Genomic DNA, 16125 nt, shown 5'->3' with positions numbered 1-16125 from the left:
GCCCGCGACATTCGCTCACTAACCACCCGCCGCACCAACGTCGAAGACGAACGCCGCAAGCTACTCCACGCCCACCTGGGCGGCGCCGTACCACTGGACCTCCTCAAGGAGGAACAAGACCGGCTGGGACGTGAGCTAAACGACATCGAACGAACCCTGGCCGGATACAAAGCAGACATCAACGACATCCGCGACCACCTAGCCCAGGCACTAGACCTCCTCGAAGACTGCCACCGTCTCTACACCGCCGCCCCACCCCACCTACGCAAGCAACTCAACCAAGTCTTCTTCAACCGCATCCTCATCAACCCCGACACCGACCCCGACGGCAGACTCATCACCCCACCAGACCCCACCGCCGAACCAGACCACGACCCGACAGACGCTAGCGCTACCCCGGGGACGACAGGCGAGCAGGAAGGACTAGAGAATCAAGACAAGGCACCGGCGCTGCCGCTACTAGCTCGCGGACCAAGCGGCCAACCCGACGCCGCTGGCTACCTCAACTTCCCCTTCGAGCAACTCAGCAGCCTCGGTCTGCGACGCGCCGCCCAACGCTACCTGCAGAAGCAGACCAACGACCGCGGCGAAGATGAGCCCGAGGATAACGATGCGTACCCCGGAGGCGGCTACCGCAGCCAAGACGAAGACATCCACCACGCCGTGAACGGCGAGCATCGAGCCGACACAGACAGCAGTGACTTTGGACACAAAACTCTCCCACAACGAAAAACGCCCACCCCGCAGAGTGAGCACGCTTCGTCGTATGAGACAGCCCCTACGCCAACTTCGCATGATGCGAGTTCGTATAAGGTCGTCATGGTGCGCGAGAAGGGACTCGAACCCTCACGCCCGAAGGCACCAGAACCTAAATCTGGGGCGTCTACCAGTTCCGCCACTCGCGCTCGCAGCCGCATCCGGCCGAACGTGCCCGGCACCGTGCGGTGCCAGTCGGAGCGTTCGGTCTACGGCCGCGCACAGCCTAGCAGTGGCCGGGCCCCGGATGAGACACGGGGCCGCCGGCGATGCCGGGCTCGTCATCGGCACCGTCGGCCCCGTCGGGCCCCACACGCACCTGCAGCCGACGGCGCCGGCCCCGCAGCGAGTGTGAGGTATGGCGCTGAGGTTTCGGCGTGGCCTAGAGTTTCGACATGGCGCAAGACAAATCCATCCGTACCACCGATCAACTCCCCGCCATCCCCACCCCCATCCTCGACGCCCTGGCCGCGGCCGGCGCCCCCTTCAACCCGGCCGCCGCCGTCCCCGAGCCGCAGGACGCGCCCGCACTGCGCTGGGGCATTCTCGGCGCGGGCGGCATCGCCGCCACCTTCGCCACCGACGTGCCCGCCTTCTCCTCCGGGCGGATCGTCGCCGTCGGCAGCCGCGATCGGGCTCGGGCGCAGGCCTTCATCGACGCCCACCCCGACGCCGGCAAGGGGCAGTCGGTGTGCGCCCACGGCTCCTACGAGGCGCTCGTGGGTGACCCGGACGTGGACGCCGTCTACATCGCCACCCCGCACAACTTCCACTGTGAGCAGGCGCTGCTGGCGCTGGAGGCGGGCAAGCCGGTGCTGGTGGAGAAGTCCTTCACCCGCAACGCCGCCGAGGCGCGTCGGGTCTTCGACGCCGCCCGCGCGGCGAACCTGTTCGCCATGGAGGCCATGTGGACGCGCTTCCTGCCCGGGCAGGTGCTGCTGCGGGCACTGGCCGGCAGTGGCGCGCTGGGGGAGCTGCGCTACGTGCGCGCCGAGCACCTCCAGTCGCTGGAGCATGTTGAACGCCTGAACCGGCCCGAACTGGCCGGTGGTGCTCTGCTCGACCTGGGCGTGTACTCGGTCAGCTTTGTGCACTCGCTGCTGGGCGCCCCGACGGCGCTGACGGCGGTCGGGCGACTGTCGGAGACGGGCGTGGACTTGGACGAGTCGGTTTCCATGACCTACCCGCGTGCGCTGGCGGTGGCCGTCTCGAGCATGTCCGCCGCCTCGGAGACGGCCGGCGAGGTGGTCGGCACTCGCGGCCGGGTGGTGCTGCCCACGCAGTTCTACCGGCCCGCGCCGCTGGAGGTCGTCCTGGGGGAGGGGCCGGACGCCCAGCGTCACGAGTGGGACGCCACCGTGCCCGGTGGTTTCCAGTTCCAGGCCGCCGAGGTGGCCCGCTGCATCGCCGCCGGCAGGACGGAGTCGCAGACCATGCCGTGGAGCGAGACGCTGGCGGTGCTGGAGACCATGGACGAGGTGCGCCGTCGGCTCGGCGTCACCTACCCCGGGGAGTAGCCGCCGGTCGTCGGGAGTTCAGTCGTCCAGGCCGAGTTCGCGGCGCAGGCGGTCGACGTGGCCGGTGGCGCGCACGTTGTAGCGGGCCAAGGTGACGTCGCCGTCGGCCCCTACGACCACGGTGGAGCGGATCACGCCGGTGGTGGTGCGACCGTAGTTCTTCTTCTCCCCCCACGCGCCCCAGGCCTCCATCACGGTGTGGTCGGGGTCGGACAGGAGCGGGAAGGGTAGGGACTGCTTCTCCGCGAAGCGCGCCTGCGCGGCGGGCGGGTCGGGGGAGATGCCGACGACGGCGTAACCGGCGCGACGCCATCCCTCCAGCGAGTCGCGGAAGTCGCAGGCCTCCTTGGTGCAGCCGGCGGTGCCAGCCCGCGGGTAGAAGTAGACGACCACGCCGCGCGCGGCGCCATCTCGCAGGGAGGCCAGGGAAACCGGGGTGCCGGACTGGTCGGGGAGAGTGAAGTCGGGGGCGGTGTCGCCGACGGATAGCTGAGGCACGGCGTCCTCCTGTTGCCTGCGGAACTGGTGCTGACTCCGCAAATGTAGCCCGTCGCCGATGCGTTGGGTACGACGAGGGCCGCCACCGCGGTGTTGCGGTGGCGGCCCAGGCGTGTTCAAGGCATATCCGACGGCGTCCGAGGCCTTGCGCCGAGTCGAACGCCGCCGGTTGTTTGAACCGGCCTGTGTGTCACGACAGCCGGTCTCGGCACGGGATCAGTGCCGGTTTCGCGGGACTGGCGCCCGCGGCTTACGGGCAGCGCGAGAACAGTTCAGGCGGCGAGCGCCAGAGCGTCCTGCGCGGCCTGCAACCGCTCGAGTGCGCGCTCCAGACGCGACGGCGAAGCGGTGTTGTCCAGCGACGCCAGTTCGGTGCGGGCGGCGGCGAGCTCGCGCTCGGCTGCGGCGCGGGTGTTGTTGGAGTTGATCAGGTACATCTCATCCTTCCCTTCATGGCCCCCTGCGGGCCCCTCTGTGCCGGGCGGATGGCAGGTGGTTCCTGCGACCCGGCGTTGTGATCTGGTCTGTGCGGTCCGGGGAAGTTGCGCGTCCGCGCGACGGCTTCCGTTCGGCCCGTGGTCGGAGGGCTGCTCGCCTCGCAAGTGGTGCGTGACCGCTCGAAGGGACTTGCCTACCGGCCGACGCATAAGCAACACCGCTGGCGGTGAAGGGTATTCCCACGACCGGGGGACGGAGTGGGCATGAACCGCACGGATCTCCGCGGTGGCGGGAACAATGCTCACCGGATCCGGTACAGCGCCGCAGCCATGTGCTGCTCTGCGTGGTACCCCCTCAGGGACTCGAACCCTGGACACCCTGATTAAGAGTCAGGTGCTCTAACCAACTGAGCTAAGGAGGCTTAGCCGGTCAGGCGCTTCCGCCTGGCGACGAGAAAGACTTTACGCGTCCGGCGCCGCCGAGTCCAACCGAAATGGGCTCAAAACGCCGTTGTGTGCGTGAAGTCTCAGGGCTGTCAGCTGCGTCTCGGCGCCCCGCCGTCCCCGGACGGAGCGGCGAGCAGGGCCGCGAACTGATCGGTGGCGGTGATCAGTGTGGAGAGGGTCTCCGGTTCGGCGAAGGAGTGACCGGCTGCGGCCGAGACGTGCAGCTCGGCCTGTGGCCACGCCCGGTGCAGGGCCCAGGCGGTTCCCATCGGGCAGACGACGTCGTAGCGGCCCTGGACGATCACGCCCGGAATGCCGTTCTCGGCCAGCACATGCGCGTCGGCGATCAGCTGCCCGTCGTCCATCCAGCCGGCATGGTGGAAGTAGTGGTTCTCGATGCGCGCGAAGGTGGTGGCGAAGGCCGGGTCCTGCACCTCGTCGATGTAGGCCTGGTCGCGCAGCAGCGTGGAGGTGGCCGCTTCCCAGGTGGTCCAGGCGCGGGCGGCGGGGCCGTGTACCGCCGGATCCGGGTCGGTCAGCAGCTTGTGGTAGCGGTCGATGAAACCGCCCGGGGCGGCGCCCTCGCCGGCTCCGGCCACATACGCCTCCCACTCGTCGGGCCAGATCATGTCCGCGCCGTCGCCCTCGTAGAACCAGTCGAGCTCGCGCTTGCGCAGCGTGAAAATGCCGCGCAGTACCAGTGCCAGTACGTGGCTCGGGTGACGTTCGGCGTAGGCCAGCGCCAGCGTGGAGCCCCAGGAGCCGCCGAATACCAGCCAGGACTCGATGCCCAGGTGCTCGCGTAGTCGCTCCATGTCGGCCACCAGGTGCCAGGTGGTGTTCGTGCTCAGGTCGGCATTCGGCTCCCAGGCGTGCGGCAGGGAGCGGCCGCAGCCGCGCTGGTCGAACAGGATGATGCGGTAGCGCGCGGGGTCGAAGCAGCGGCGGTGCTCGGGGGAGCAGCCGCCGCCGGGCCCGCCGTGGACGAATACCGCGGGAATGCCGTCCGGGTTGCCGCAGGCCTCCCAGTAGATGCGCTGCCCGTCGCCGACGTCGAGCAGACCCGAGTCGTAGGGCTCAATGGGCGGATAGAAGGTGCGTTGCCGGTCTGCCGTAGAGAGGGCCGGTGCGGCGGTGTCGTGCATGGGCTCATTGTGCTTGATCGCCGTCGTGACTGTTCCACGCGGACCCTCGGCGGGCGGTACCGTAGACATGTGAACGCCCCGATCGTGACTCTTGCGACCTCAGCCGACTACGCGGACCTCGATGAAGACGACCGCGGGCTGCCCGACGCGCTGCGCGAGCGCGGCATCGAGCCCCGGATCGCGGTGTGGAACGACCCCGGCGTGAACTGGGCCGACGCCGGCGTGGTGGTGCTGCGCTCCGTGCGTGACTACGCCAAGAACCGCAACTACACGGACTTCCTCGCCTGGGCCCACTCAATCAGGCGGCTGATCAACCACGCCGACGTCGTCGACTGGAACTCGGACAAGCACTACCTCAAGCGCATGGCCGAGCTGGGTGTCCCCATGATCCCCACCACCTGGCTGGAGCCGGACGCCGGCTACTCCAAGCACCAGGTCCACACCCGCTTCCCGGCGCACGGCGACTTCGTGGTCAAGCCCGCCATCTCCTCCGGCGGTCGCGGCACCGGCCGCTACACCGCCACCGACGCCAAGTCCCGCGCCGACGCCATCAACGACACCATGCACCACCTCGGTCGCGGCCGCAGCGTCATGGTGCAGCGCTACCTGGAGGAGGTCGACCGCAAGGGCGAGGTGTCCCTGGTGTACTTCAACGGCGTGCTGTCACACGCGGTGGAGAAGGCGCCCATGCTGCACCCGTCCTTCCGCTCCGTGGACGAAGTGCACGAGGAGATCGTCACCGCCCGCGAGCCCAGCGAGCAGGAATGGCTGTGGGGCGAGCGGGTCCGCAAGGCCATCCACACGATCATTAAGGAGCGTTCGGGTCGGGACATTCAGCTGCTGTTCAACCGGGTCGACGTCGTCGGCGACGGACAGGGCGGCTTCTACCTGATGGAGGTCTCCCTCATCGACGCCGGCCTCTACCTCGGTTCTGCGCCCGCTGCCCTGGACAACTTCGCCGACGCCATCGCCCAGCGCGTCTTCTGGTAGGGCTGGGGCTGCCGCGCAGGTGGCTCACGGCCCATGGCCCGACGGCAATCAACTGTGTGGGGTTGATTGAGGTTGAATCAACCGAAAATGGTTGTGTTTTGGGGATGCTGATGGGAGCATGCAGGCATGTACGTGCTCACAGTGGACCAGGTTGCGAGCCGAGCGGGCGCGGATGAAATCCCGGACCTCATCCGCTTGCTCGCTGACGTTCCTGCACTGGCTCCCTTCGAGCGTACAGTCGGAGACGAGGCACAGGGGGTGCTCGAAGACGCGGCCGCGGCCGTTGCATGTGCACGTCGTCTCCTGGCGGCCGGCGGATGGCACATCGGTCTGGGGATCGGTACCGGTGCGCTAGGTGAGCACGGGTCGCGCTCGGGAGGCGGAGCAGCATTCATCGCCGCACGGCAAGCCGTGGAGGAATCCAAGTCGTCTCGTGTGTCGCTCGCAGTCCGTACCGGTGCCGCCGATCGGGAGGCACGTACGGCGACGGCCGATGCCGAGGCGGTGCTGCGGCTTCTCGGCGTGCTGATCGGTTCCCGCACCAGGGCTCAGCGCTCGGCCCTGGCCCTTCTTGACGCCGGGCTCAGCGGCAAGGACGCGGCGAAGCGGCTGGGGGTAAGCGGCCAGGCCGTCTCCAAGCATCGGGTCTCATCGCACTACGACGAGGAAGTCGCTGCCGTGCCGGCCATCGAGCGGCTCCTCGACCGGGCGCACCGGCTGTCAATGGGGCTGGAGACATCGGCAGATATGGCGGGTGACGTATGACTCAGGCCTTGGCGAGTGTGGTTGTAGTCCTTTCCTGTTTTCTTCTCTCCATTTTCGGTGGTTGGGGGATCGTCGCACTGGTCTTGCGCTGGGCGCGCGTGCCCGAGCTGCCGCCGTCACGGGAACCTACGCCCGCAGGTTCGACTGCGCCGGTCTTGTCTCCGAGAGACGACTCCGAGTCCCCGGTTCTTCGCGGTGGCACCTGGATCGGAGTGCTTGAGCGCCTGGCGACGACGGGTGCCCTCCTGTCCGGGCATGCGACGCTGATTGCCGTGGTCGTTGCGGTAAAGGGGCTTGGGCGCTGGGCGGATCTGAAGGACAACCCCGGGTCGACGGAACGATTCATCATCGGCACGCTCGCCTCCCTGACATGGGCCGGCATATGCGGGATCATCGGCGCGGCGCTGCTGGGGTAGCACCGGACGGGTTCCGGCGGGCACGGGTCAGGGATGACTCAGGGTCGTCTCCTGCGTGAGGATGAGGCGCCGGCGGTTTGCATCGGGTAGACATGGGCTCATGCGCACACTGCTCAACATCATCTGGGTGGTTTTCGGCGGTTTCTGGCTGTGGCTGGAGTACATGTTCTTCGGCATCATCGCGTGCCTGTTGATCGTGACGATCCCCGCCGGCATCGCCTCCTTCCGCATCGCCTCTTACGCCCTGTGGCCCTTCGGCCGGGAGGTTGTGGAGATGCCGCATGCCGGGGTGATGAGCGGGTTGTCCAACGTCATTTGGTTCCTTGTCGCCGGGATCTGGCTCGCCATCGGGCACATCACCACGGCGGCCGCGCAGGCCGTCACCATCGTCGGCATCCCGCTGGCCGTCGCCAACCTGAAGATGATCCCGGTGACCTGCTTCCCCTTCGGCAAGCAGATCGTGCCCGGCCGCGGCATCATCTGAGCCGCCCCGCCTGCTGTAGTCGCCTTGGGTGCGCGGTCCTGCCCGCCGCAGCCTTGTCCGCCGAGGACACCCAGTAGTAGCCGACTCTTCGGCGCTCGGGCCGGAGTTCTCAGGTGGGGATCACGCCGGCTGGCGGCGCGGTTCGCACCGGGTGGGACTGCCTTCGATCTCTTCGAGGGCTTCTGCGCGATCACGGAGCCTGCGCAATCCGCGCAACACGGCTGTGCGATGCTTGCGGCTGACTATCCACCCCGGGAGCCGCTGCTCCATGCCCCTGCCCACGTCTGTGTCACGCTTACGGCGCAGGCCCGCTCCCAGATAGTCCATGAGGTACTCGGCATGAGCTCGATTGGCGACCCACAGGGTATGGCCGGCGCACGAGTCTGTAAGGAAGAAGGGCAGACCGTAAAGGGCGTCGCACCCGTCGGAGACCCGAGTGGAGACGGAGACGCCGGTCAGCTCCTGACGGGCGCCGCAGGTGCAAGTGCGTGATGGGCGGGAATGGGCGGACAGACGACTTCTTGTCTTCTCACGCCTACCGCAGGTGGGGCAGCGCCAAAACAGGTCCGCTGGGGTCGGCTCGACAGGCAACGGCCTATCGCCCTCCCACCGTCCGCAGCACCCGCACATCCAACCGGATGCGGCGCCCGAGGCCTGCCAGGTACAGGAGATGCAGAAGACCCCGCGCTTCACCACGTGCGCTGGTCCGGCGCAGCGAGGGCACACGACCCACACGTCCAAACGGGGCACCGCGTACAGAATCCCACCTGCCTCTGCCATTGAAAAAGACTACCTCCCGCAGGCCCGGATTCTTGAGTTCAAGGGCGCGGGTGGCCGGGTGCGGCGGTGGCCGGGGGCGTGTACTGCTCGGGACGTGGAAGGCTGGGGACATGAACAGCACCCGCACCTCCGCCCCCGAGTACGAGCATGCGCCGACCGTCATAGAACTCGGCTTGCAGGACGCGGGCGAAATCCTGACATTGCAACGGGCCGCCTACATCACCGAGGCCACGGCACACAGCGACTTCGGTCTCCCGCCCCTGACACAGACCCTGGCCGAGCTGCAGGAGGAGCTCTCCGACCCCGCCGTAACGGCGCGCGGTATCCGAGATCGCGGCTGTCTCATCGCGGCCATGCGCCTGCGCCACAAAGGCGACGCGGTTGAACTCGGGCGCCTCATCGTCGCTCCCGACCGCCAGGGACAGGGCCTGGGCACCCTCCTGCTGCGCCATGCCGAGGCGGTCTTCCCGGATGCGCGTGAGATACGGCTGTTCACCGGCGAGCACAGCGCCGCCAACATCCGACTCTACGAGCGGCTCGGCTACCGCGAGGCTGGGAGAACGACCGCAGGTTCCTACCAACTCGTCCACTTCACCAAGCCGCTCACCCGAGCCGGCCGGCGGAGGGCCTCCTGAGCGTCCGGTGCCGCCTGGCAGCCGGCGGCGCTCAGCTCTGCGGGCCGACACGCAGCAGGTGCACAACGGCGGCATCGGCCTGGTCGCATTCGGCCAGGTCCACCAGGGCTGTCAGCCGCCAGTCGTGGTCGCCCGCCGAGTCCTCCAGGATCTGGGTGGCCAACCACACGCGCCGCCCCGAGCCGGCCAGCGCCTCGCGCAGCCGCTCCGACACCCCGGCCGCCGCCAGGGCCGCATCATCCGGTGCCTCATCCAGGGGCGCCAGCGTCACCGCCCGGGCAGGCGTATCCGTGCTGATCCAGTCGTACTCGTCCCAGTAGCGGCCCAGCGCCTCATCCCAGCGGTCCTCGCCCCAGCCGGAGGCGGCATCCAGCCGTCCCAGCCCCTCGACGTCGTCGCGCGCCATGAGCTCCACGCGGCGGAACATCTCCCGGCGCACCGCCACTCGGAAGGCGTGCAGGTTGCGGGTGAACGGCAGCCTGCCGTCGGCGTCGGCCCCGAAGGCCCGCTCGGCCCCGGCCGCCCCGTCGGCGGCCTCCCGCTCCAACAGCGCCGCGCCCTCCTGGGCGTGACCGGCCTGGGCGGCACCCAGCGCCTCCCATTCGTCCAACAGGGAGGAGTCCACGGCGCGCACCAGGTCGCCCAGCCAGTCGGTCAGTTGCTCCACCTCCTCGGTGCGGTGCTCCTCGGGCACCACCTGCCGCAGCGCCCGGTAGGCGTCGGTCAGATAGCGCAGCACCACCCCCTCGCTGCGGCCCAGGTCGTAGCGGGAGATCAGGTCGGAGAAGGTCATGGCGCTCTCCACCATGTCCCGCACCACCGACTTCGGGCTCAGCTCGTACTCGGCCGCCCACGGGTTGGACTGCTTATACATCTCCAGCGCCGGAGCCAGCAGGTCCGCCAGCGGCTGTGGCCAGGTGATGTCCTCCAGGGCCGCCATGCGCTCCTCATAGTCCATCCCCTCGGCCTTCATGGCGGCCACCGCCTCGCCGCGGGCCTGCCGCTGCTGGGCGTACAGCAGCGGCCGTGGATCGTCCAGGGTCGACTCCACCACCGAGACCACGTCGAGCGTGTGCTCGGGCGAGTCCAGATTCAGCAGATCCATGGCCGCCAGCGCGAACGGGGCCAGCGGCTGGTTCAGGGCGAACTCGTCGGGCAGGTCCACGGCCAGGCGCAGCCGGGGGCGGCCGTCGGCGGCGGCCTGGGCGGAGGAGACGTGCTCCAGCACCCCGGCGGTGCGCAGGGACAGGTAGATCTCAATCGCCCGGCGCACGTGCCGGCGGTGGGCCGCCTCCGGCTCGTGCACGCGCTCCAGCAGCTGCGCCATGGCCCGCACCGGATCGCCGTCGCGCTCCATCAGGTTCAGCACCATGGTGGTGGTGACCTGGAACTGGCTGGTCAGTGTCTCCGGGGCGGCGTCGCGCAGCCGCTCGAAGGTCTTGTCCGTCCAGTTCACGCGCCCCTCGGGCGCCTGCTTGCGCACGATCCGGCGGCGCTTGCGCGGGTCGTCGCCGGCCTTGGCCAGGGCGCGGGCGTTCTCGATCACGTGCTCGGGCGCCTGCACGATCACATACCCGTGGGTGTCGAAGCCGGCGCGCCCGGCCCGCCCGGCGATCTGGTGGAACTCTCGGGCGGTCAGGTGCCGCTCCTTGGCGCCGTCGAACTTCACCAGGCTGGTCAAAACCACCGAGCGGATGGGCACGTTGATGCCCACGCCCAGGGTGTCCGTGCCGCAGATCACCGACAACAGGCCGGTACGGGCCAGGCGCTCCACCAGCCGCCGGTAGCGGGGCAGCATGCCGGCGTGGTGCACGCCGATGCCGGAGCGCAGCAGCCGCGACAGGGTGCGCCCGAAACCGGGCCCGAAGCGGAAGTCGCCGATGGCCGCCGCCAACTCCTCCTTACGCTTCTTCACCCCCAGGTCCACGCTCAGCAGCGCGGAGGCCCGCTCCACCGCCTCCTTCTGCGAGAAGTGCACCAAGTACACGGGCGTCTTGTCCTGCCCCACCAGCCGCTGCAGCAGGTCGCCGATCGGCTCAATCGCATACTCCCACTCCAAGGGCACCGGCCGCACGGCGTCGTCGACGACGGCGACCTCCCGGCCCGTGCGCTCGCGCAGGTCCCGTACGAAGAAGGACACGTCCCCGAGCGTGGCCGACATCAGCACCATTTGCGCCTGCGGCAACTCCAGCAGCGGCACCTGCCAGGCCCAGCCGCGCTGCGGGTCGGCGTAATAATGGAACTCGTCCATCACCACCGTGTCCACGTCCAGCGCCTCGCCCTCGCGCAGGGACTGGTTGGCCAGGATCTCCGCCGTGCAGCAGATGATGGGGGCGGCGGCGTTGATGGCGGTGTCGCCGGTGACCATGCCGACGTTGTCCGCCCCGAACAGGCCCACCAGCTCGAAGAACTTCTCACTGACCAGCGCCTTGAGTGGGGCCGTGTAGTAGGAGCGGCCGCCACGCGCCAGGGAGGCGGTGTGCGCGGCCAGGGCGATCATCGACTTGCCCGAGCCGGTGGGGGTGGCAGCGATGACGTGCCGACCGGACAGGATCTGGCTCAGGGCCTCGTCCTGATGCGGATACAGCGGCCGCCCGGTGGACTCGGCCCACTCGGCGAAGGCCAGGTAGACCTCCTCCGGCTCCGGGACGCGCTCCGCGTCGTCGGCGGGGATGAGGGCGTCGAGCATGACGTTGAGCGCGGGCGCGGAGGTGGCTGGCATGCGGTCATGGTCTCACGACGCTCCGCCGGCCCCGGGGCGGTCGCCCCGGTTGACGCTCCTTGACGGTCTCCCGGCTGACGGATATGGATGTGGCAGGCTTGCAGGACACCATCACCCACACGATTGGACCGGATATGGACCCCCGCAGCCGAGTAGAAGCATTTCTGGCGGACTATGCCGCCGCCCACGCGCGGGTGAAGCCGCTGTTCTATCCGCCGGATGACGAGGAGACGACCGCCGGCCGGCACTCCGCCGGTCCCGGGGGAGCCCGCAAGCGGAGCAGGGAAGGCGGCGAGAAGCGCTCTGAACCCGATCCCTTTGACGCCTGGAGCCAGGCTTTGCACGCCGTCGAAGCGGCCCACCGGACCGAGCGGTCCTGGGTTAAGCGCGTGCGCGGTTTCTCCTCGGAAAGCGACTACAGTCCACAGACCTGCAAGGTGGAGCGGGCCGAGGAGTACGGGAACTGGGCCCGGGTGCGGGTGGCGCGCACCGGCGGCCGGGGCTGGCCCATTGTTGAAGTCGTCCTGCGCAACGACTCGCGGGACTGGCTGATAGACAGGATCGACGAGTACCACGAGGATCCCGGCCAGACCCTGGTGCCGCAGGAGCTTCGCGACAGCTGGCTGCACGCGCCGGACGGGACGGCACCCTATGAGGACATTAGTCTCAGCCCGGACGCGGACGGCCCCAACCCCGGCGCACTGTTCCACGACGGCTGGTCCCGCGTGCCCGTGGACACGTTCGAGCTGGCGGAACAGGTGGATGAAATCGAAGGCCCCCTGTGGCGGCAGGCGATCGCCGAGGCCCAGCGCCGGGCACAGGTACTGGCGGTCAGGGTGCAGACCATTGGGGGCTTTCCGCACGCGGGCGTGTTCGCGGTGGGCGACGCCGGCTCGGGCGCGAACATGATGTACGCGTGTGCGTTGCGCGTGCCGCCGGGGGATGCCACCGCCCAGGCGCTGCTGGCGACGATTGAGACCGACACCGGCTCCTACGAGCGAGTCGCCGCCGTCCGGGTGCTGCTCGCCGACGCCGAGGCCGTGCACTGGCGTGCGGCCGCGCTCCTCCCAGGGTGCGGGACCGCTGTGGGCGTGGACTCGGGCACCGCCGCGATCGTCGACGCCGCCGCATACATACGTCTGACGCGGCGGCAGTGGTGGAATGTCTGGAATCCGTTCCCGGAGCGCCGTTGGGAGGATATGACGATGTTCGACTATGGCGCCGGGCCCATCGGGGTCATGACGAGCTCCGGATGGGGGACGGCACCTACGCCGTCTACTGGGGGTTCGACCGCGATGATCGTCCGGTGCAGCTCATGATCGACTACGGAGTCGTCCGGGAGGCGGTGGCGCCGCCGCTCGCACAGTCGCAGCCCTGAGTCCCAAGTCGACGGCTCGACCACCCTGGCAATGCCGACGGCGTATGAACATGTGGACGGATGTCGGGTCGCGGCGGGGTTTGTGCGATGATGCCGCGCGTTCCCGTCTCCCCACGCGGAAGGTCGCAAGCCCATGGAAGCTCTCGCCGACAGTCTGCTTTCGATCGCCGACTGGATCACCGCCCACATCACCATGTGGGTGCTGGTCGGCACCGGCCTGTTCCTGACGATCCGCACCCGCGCCGTCCAGGTGCGCCACCTGCCCAACATGTTCCGGGCGGTGAGCTCCTCGCGCGCCGGCGCTCACGGCGGCATCTCCTCCTTCCAGGCCTTCGCCATCTCCCTGGCCGCGCGCGTGGGGGTGGGCAACATCTTCGGCGTGGCCGCCGCCCTGCTCATGGGCGGGCCCGGCGCCGTGTTCTGGATGTGGGTGGTGGCCCTGGTGGGCATGGCCACCGCCTTCTTCGAGGCCACCCTCGCCCAGATCTTCAAGGTCCGCGCCGACGACGGTTCCTTCCGCGGCGGTCCCGCCTACTACATGCGATCCGGCGTGGGCAGCCCCGCGTTGGCCGGCGTCTACGCCGTCATCACCCTGGTCACCTGCGGCTTCATCATCACCTCCGTGCAGTCCAACGCCGTGGCCGGCACGCTTCTAGGCGCGATCGGCGACGACGGCTCCGCCATCGAGGGCTTCGGCGGCTTCTCCGCCGCCCAGCTGGTCATCGCCGCCCTGGTCTTCGTGTTCACCGCCATGGTGATCTTCGGCGGCATCCGCACCGTCGCCCGCGTGACCGAGTGGATGGCCCCGATCATGGCGGGCATCTACATCGTCCTGGTGTTCATCATCTGCCTGATGCACCTGGGCCGCTTCGTGGAGGTGCTCGGCCTGATCATCTCCTCCGCCTTCGCCCCCCAGCCGCTGGTCGGTGGCCTGGGCGGCGGCATCCTCGCCGCCGTCGTCAACGGCACCAAGCGCGGCCTGTTCTCCAACGAGGCCGGCCAGGGCACCGCCCCGAACGCGGCCGCCACCGCCACCGTCGCCCACCCGGTGCAGCAGGGCCTGATCCAGTCCCTGGGCGTGTTCATCGACACGATCGTGGTGTGCACCGCCACCGCCTTCGTCATCCTCATTGCCGGACCCGAGGTCTGGGGCGCCAACGGCGCCAACCCCTCCACCCTGACGATCATGGCCGTCTCCCACGAGTTGGGCGGCTGGACCATCCTGCCCATCGCGGTCCTGATCTTCGTACTCGCCTACTCGTCGATCATCGCCGCCTACGTGTACTCCGACACCAACATGTCCTTCCTGACCGGCGGCAAGACCTGGGCCACCTGGACGGTGCGCGTGGTCTCAGTCGTCTCCGCCACCGCCGGCGCCGTGCTGTCGCTCGACATCGTCTGGAACGCCGTCGACATCGCCATGGCCGTGATGACCGTGACCAACCTCGTCGCCCTGATCCTGCTGTCCAAGTGGGGGGTGGGCGCCCTGCGCGACTGGGAGGCCCAGCGCCGCGCCGGGGTTGAAGAGCCCGTCTTCGTTGGACACGACAACCCCCACCTGCCCGCCGACGTGCCCGGCGACGTTTGGAACTGACCGCCTACCGCCACCCAGCCACCGCCCCCTAGAGCCCCACCCGCAAGGAGCCCCGATGTCTCAACCCGCCATGAGCCTCGCGAACCTGGAGAACACCCTCAACCAGGTAGACGACATCTTCTACACCTACTTCCTGGCCGCCCTGCTGATCGCCGTCGGCATCTACGTCACCATCCGCACCCGCGCCGTGCAGCTGCGGCATTTCGGCTCCATGCTGCGGGCCGTGGCCTCCTCCCGGTCCGGCGCCCAGGGCGGCATCTCCTCCTTCCAGGCCTTCGCCGTCGGCCTGGCCGCCCGCGTCGGGATCGGCAACATCGCCGGGGTGGCGCTCGCCGTCGTCGCCGGCGGCCCCGGCGCCCTGTTCTGGATGTGGGTGGTCGCCCTGATCGGCATGGCCACCAGCTTCACCGAGTCAACCCTGGCCCAGATCTTCAAGGAGCGCGGCCGCGACTTCACCTTCCGCGGCGGGCCCGCCTACTACATCAAGAACGGACTCGGCTCCAAGACCTGGGGCGCCATCTTCGCCGCCATGTGCATCGTCAGCGTCGGGGTCACGGTGGTGATGGTGCAGACCAACTCCCTGGCCGGCGTCGTCAACGCCACCGTGTCCACGGTTGAGCCCTGGATGGTCGGCGTGGCCCTGGTGCTGCTGACCGGTCCGGTGGTGCTCGGCGGGCTGAAGTCCGTGGCCCGCGTTACCGAGGTCGTTGCACCCCTGATGGCCCTGGCCTACGTGCTGGTCACCATCGTGGTGATCCTGATGAACCTCGGTGAGATTCCCACGGTCTTCTGGGAGATCTTCCGCGGCGCCTTCGGCCGGGACCAGGCCCTGTTCGGCACCGCGGGCGGCATGCTCGCGGCCGTTCTCAACGGCGTGCGCCGCGGCCTGTTCTCCAACGAGGCCGGCCTGGGTACCGTCCCCAACGCCGCCGGCACCGCCACCACCAGCCACCCCGTCCGCCAGGGCCTGATCCAGTCCTTCGGCGTGTTCGTGGACACCGGCCTGGTGTGCACCGCCACCGGCCTGCTGATCCTGCTGGCCACCGACACCTACCAGCCCGGCAACGAGGGACTCGTCGGCGCCGTCCTCACCCAGCAGGCCGTCGCCGAGCACCTGGGGCAGTGGACCACCTGGCCGATCGTGGTGCTGATCTTCGTGCTGGTCTTCTCCACCGTGCTCGGTTGCTACTCCTACTCCCAGGTCAACGTCAACTATCTGGGCGGCGAGCGGCGCGCCGAGCAGGCCTTCGGCATTCTGCTCACCGCCGCCGCCTTTGCCGGCACCGTCCTGACCCTGCCGATCGTGTGGGCACTGACCGACATCGCCCTGGGCCTGCTGGGCGTGATCAACCTGGTGGTGATCGTGCGCCTGTTCCCGTGGGTGCGCGGCGCCCTGCGCGACTACGAGGCCCAGCGCGCCGTCGGCGTCATCCCGGTGTTCGTCGGCCACGGCAACCCGCTGATGCCGGGGGACACCCTGCCCGGCGTGTGGGAGGATCCCATCGCCACCGTCGACGGCCCACTCGACGCCGTCGACGACGCCCGACTGACGGGGAACTGA

At 69.0% G+C, this 16125-nt stretch carries 14 protein-coding genes and 2 tRNA genes; 9 read left to right on the top strand and 7 right to left on the bottom strand.

Annotated elements, in window-relative coordinates:
* Window positions 1-459: 459 nt before the first annotated feature.
* Together C3B71_RS16485 and C3B71_RS10495 are read right to left on the bottom strand one after the other, a co-directional pair.
* On the bottom strand, window positions 460-711 hold the full coding sequence (locus tag C3B71_RS16485; RefSeq protein WP_234415882.1) for a hypothetical protein: 252 nt from the start codon (window positions 709-711) through the stop codon (window positions 460-462).
* Between the two features lie 109 nt (window positions 712-820).
* A tRNA-Leu gene (locus C3B71_RS10495) sits at window positions 821-905 on the bottom strand.
* 246 nt (window positions 906-1151) lie between these two features.
* On the opposite strand from C3B71_RS10495, the gene C3B71_RS10490 reads away from it, so the two are divergent.
* Complete coding sequence (locus C3B71_RS10490) at window positions 1152-2273, top strand: Gfo/Idh/MocA family protein (protein WP_108967927.1); 1122 nt, start codon at window positions 1152-1154, stop codon at window positions 2271-2273.
* Between the two features lie 18 nt (window positions 2274-2291).
* On the opposite strand, the gene C3B71_RS10485 is transcribed toward C3B71_RS10490, so the two are convergent.
* From C3B71_RS10485 to pip, 4 genes are all read right to left on the bottom strand, one after another.
* Window positions 2292-2771, bottom strand: a complete 480-nt coding sequence (locus C3B71_RS10485) for a peroxiredoxin (RefSeq protein WP_108967925.1) — start codon at window positions 2769-2771, stop codon at window positions 2292-2294.
* A gap of 272 nt (window positions 2772-3043) precedes the next feature.
* The gene (locus tag C3B71_RS16175) at window positions 3044-3208 is read right to left on the bottom strand and encodes a hypothetical protein (protein WP_170866494.1); all 165 of its coding nucleotides are present in this window, start codon (window positions 3206-3208) and stop codon (window positions 3044-3046) included.
* 345 nt (window positions 3209-3553) lie between these two features.
* Window positions 3554-3630, bottom strand: a tRNA-Lys gene (locus C3B71_RS10480).
* Between the two features lie 114 nt (window positions 3631-3744).
* Complete coding sequence (gene pip, locus C3B71_RS10475; protein ID WP_108967923.1) at window positions 3745-4800, bottom strand: prolyl aminopeptidase; 1056 nt, start codon at window positions 4798-4800, stop codon at window positions 3745-3747.
* Window positions 4801-4869: 69 nt separating this feature from the next.
* Between pip and C3B71_RS10470 the strand changes: the two genes are divergently transcribed.
* From C3B71_RS10470 to C3B71_RS10450, 5 genes are all read left to right on the top strand, one after another.
* Entirely contained in the window at window positions 4870-5790 is a 921-nt protein-coding gene (locus tag C3B71_RS10470; RefSeq protein WP_073330681.1) for an ATP-grasp domain-containing protein, read from the top strand.
* Between the two features lie 126 nt (window positions 5791-5916).
* Complete coding sequence (locus C3B71_RS10465; RefSeq protein ID WP_086614366.1) at window positions 5917-6555, top strand: hypothetical protein; 639 nt, start codon at window positions 5917-5919, stop codon at window positions 6553-6555.
* Window positions 6556-6710: 155 nt separating this feature from the next.
* Window positions 6711-6971, top strand: a complete 261-nt coding sequence (locus C3B71_RS16170) for a hypothetical protein (protein WP_199912493.1) — start codon at window positions 6711-6713, stop codon at window positions 6969-6971.
* A 100-nt stretch (window positions 6972-7071) separates the two neighbouring features.
* Complete coding sequence (locus tag C3B71_RS10455; protein ID WP_073330672.1) at window positions 7072-7455, top strand: YccF domain-containing protein; 384 nt, start codon at window positions 7072-7074, stop codon at window positions 7453-7455.
* Between the two features lie 890 nt (window positions 7456-8345).
* Window positions 8346-8870, top strand: a complete 525-nt coding sequence (locus C3B71_RS10450; protein WP_108967921.1) for a GNAT family N-acetyltransferase — start codon at window positions 8346-8348, stop codon at window positions 8868-8870.
* A gap of 31 nt (window positions 8871-8901) precedes the next feature.
* On the opposite strand, the gene C3B71_RS10445 is transcribed toward C3B71_RS10450, so the two are convergent.
* Window positions 8902-11592 carry a DEAD/DEAH box helicase gene (locus C3B71_RS10445; protein WP_181574825.1) on the bottom strand — a complete coding sequence of 897 codons (2691 nt, stop codon included), beginning with the start codon at window positions 11590-11592 and terminating at the stop codon, window positions 8902-8904.
* A gap of 89 nt (window positions 11593-11681) precedes the next feature.
* On the opposite strand from C3B71_RS10445, the gene C3B71_RS10440 reads away from it, so the two are divergent.
* From C3B71_RS10440 to C3B71_RS10430, 3 genes are all read left to right on the top strand, one after another.
* On the top strand, window positions 11682-12911 hold the full coding sequence (locus tag C3B71_RS10440) for a DUF4241 domain-containing protein (RefSeq protein WP_159097675.1): 1230 nt from the start codon (window positions 11682-11684) through the stop codon (window positions 12909-12911).
* Between the two features lie 192 nt (window positions 12912-13103).
* Window positions 13104-14564 carry an alanine/glycine:cation symporter family protein gene (locus tag C3B71_RS10435; protein ID WP_108967917.1) on the top strand — a complete coding sequence of 487 codons (1461 nt, stop codon included), beginning with the start codon at window positions 13104-13106 and terminating at the stop codon, window positions 14562-14564.
* Between the two features lie 70 nt (window positions 14565-14634).
* Complete coding sequence (locus C3B71_RS10430) at window positions 14635-16125, top strand: alanine/glycine:cation symporter family protein (RefSeq protein ID WP_108969826.1); 1491 nt, start codon at window positions 14635-14637, stop codon at window positions 16123-16125.

It is taken from the genome of Actinomyces sp. Z16 (genome assembly GCF_003111765.1).
In the GTDB taxonomy this organism is placed as follows: Bacteria; Actinomycetota; Actinomycetes; order Actinomycetales; family Actinomycetaceae; genus Actinomyces; species Actinomyces glycerinitolerans.
The sequence above is the reverse complement of the archived record's forward strand: the minus strand, read 5'-3'. Positions and strand labels throughout refer to the sequence as shown.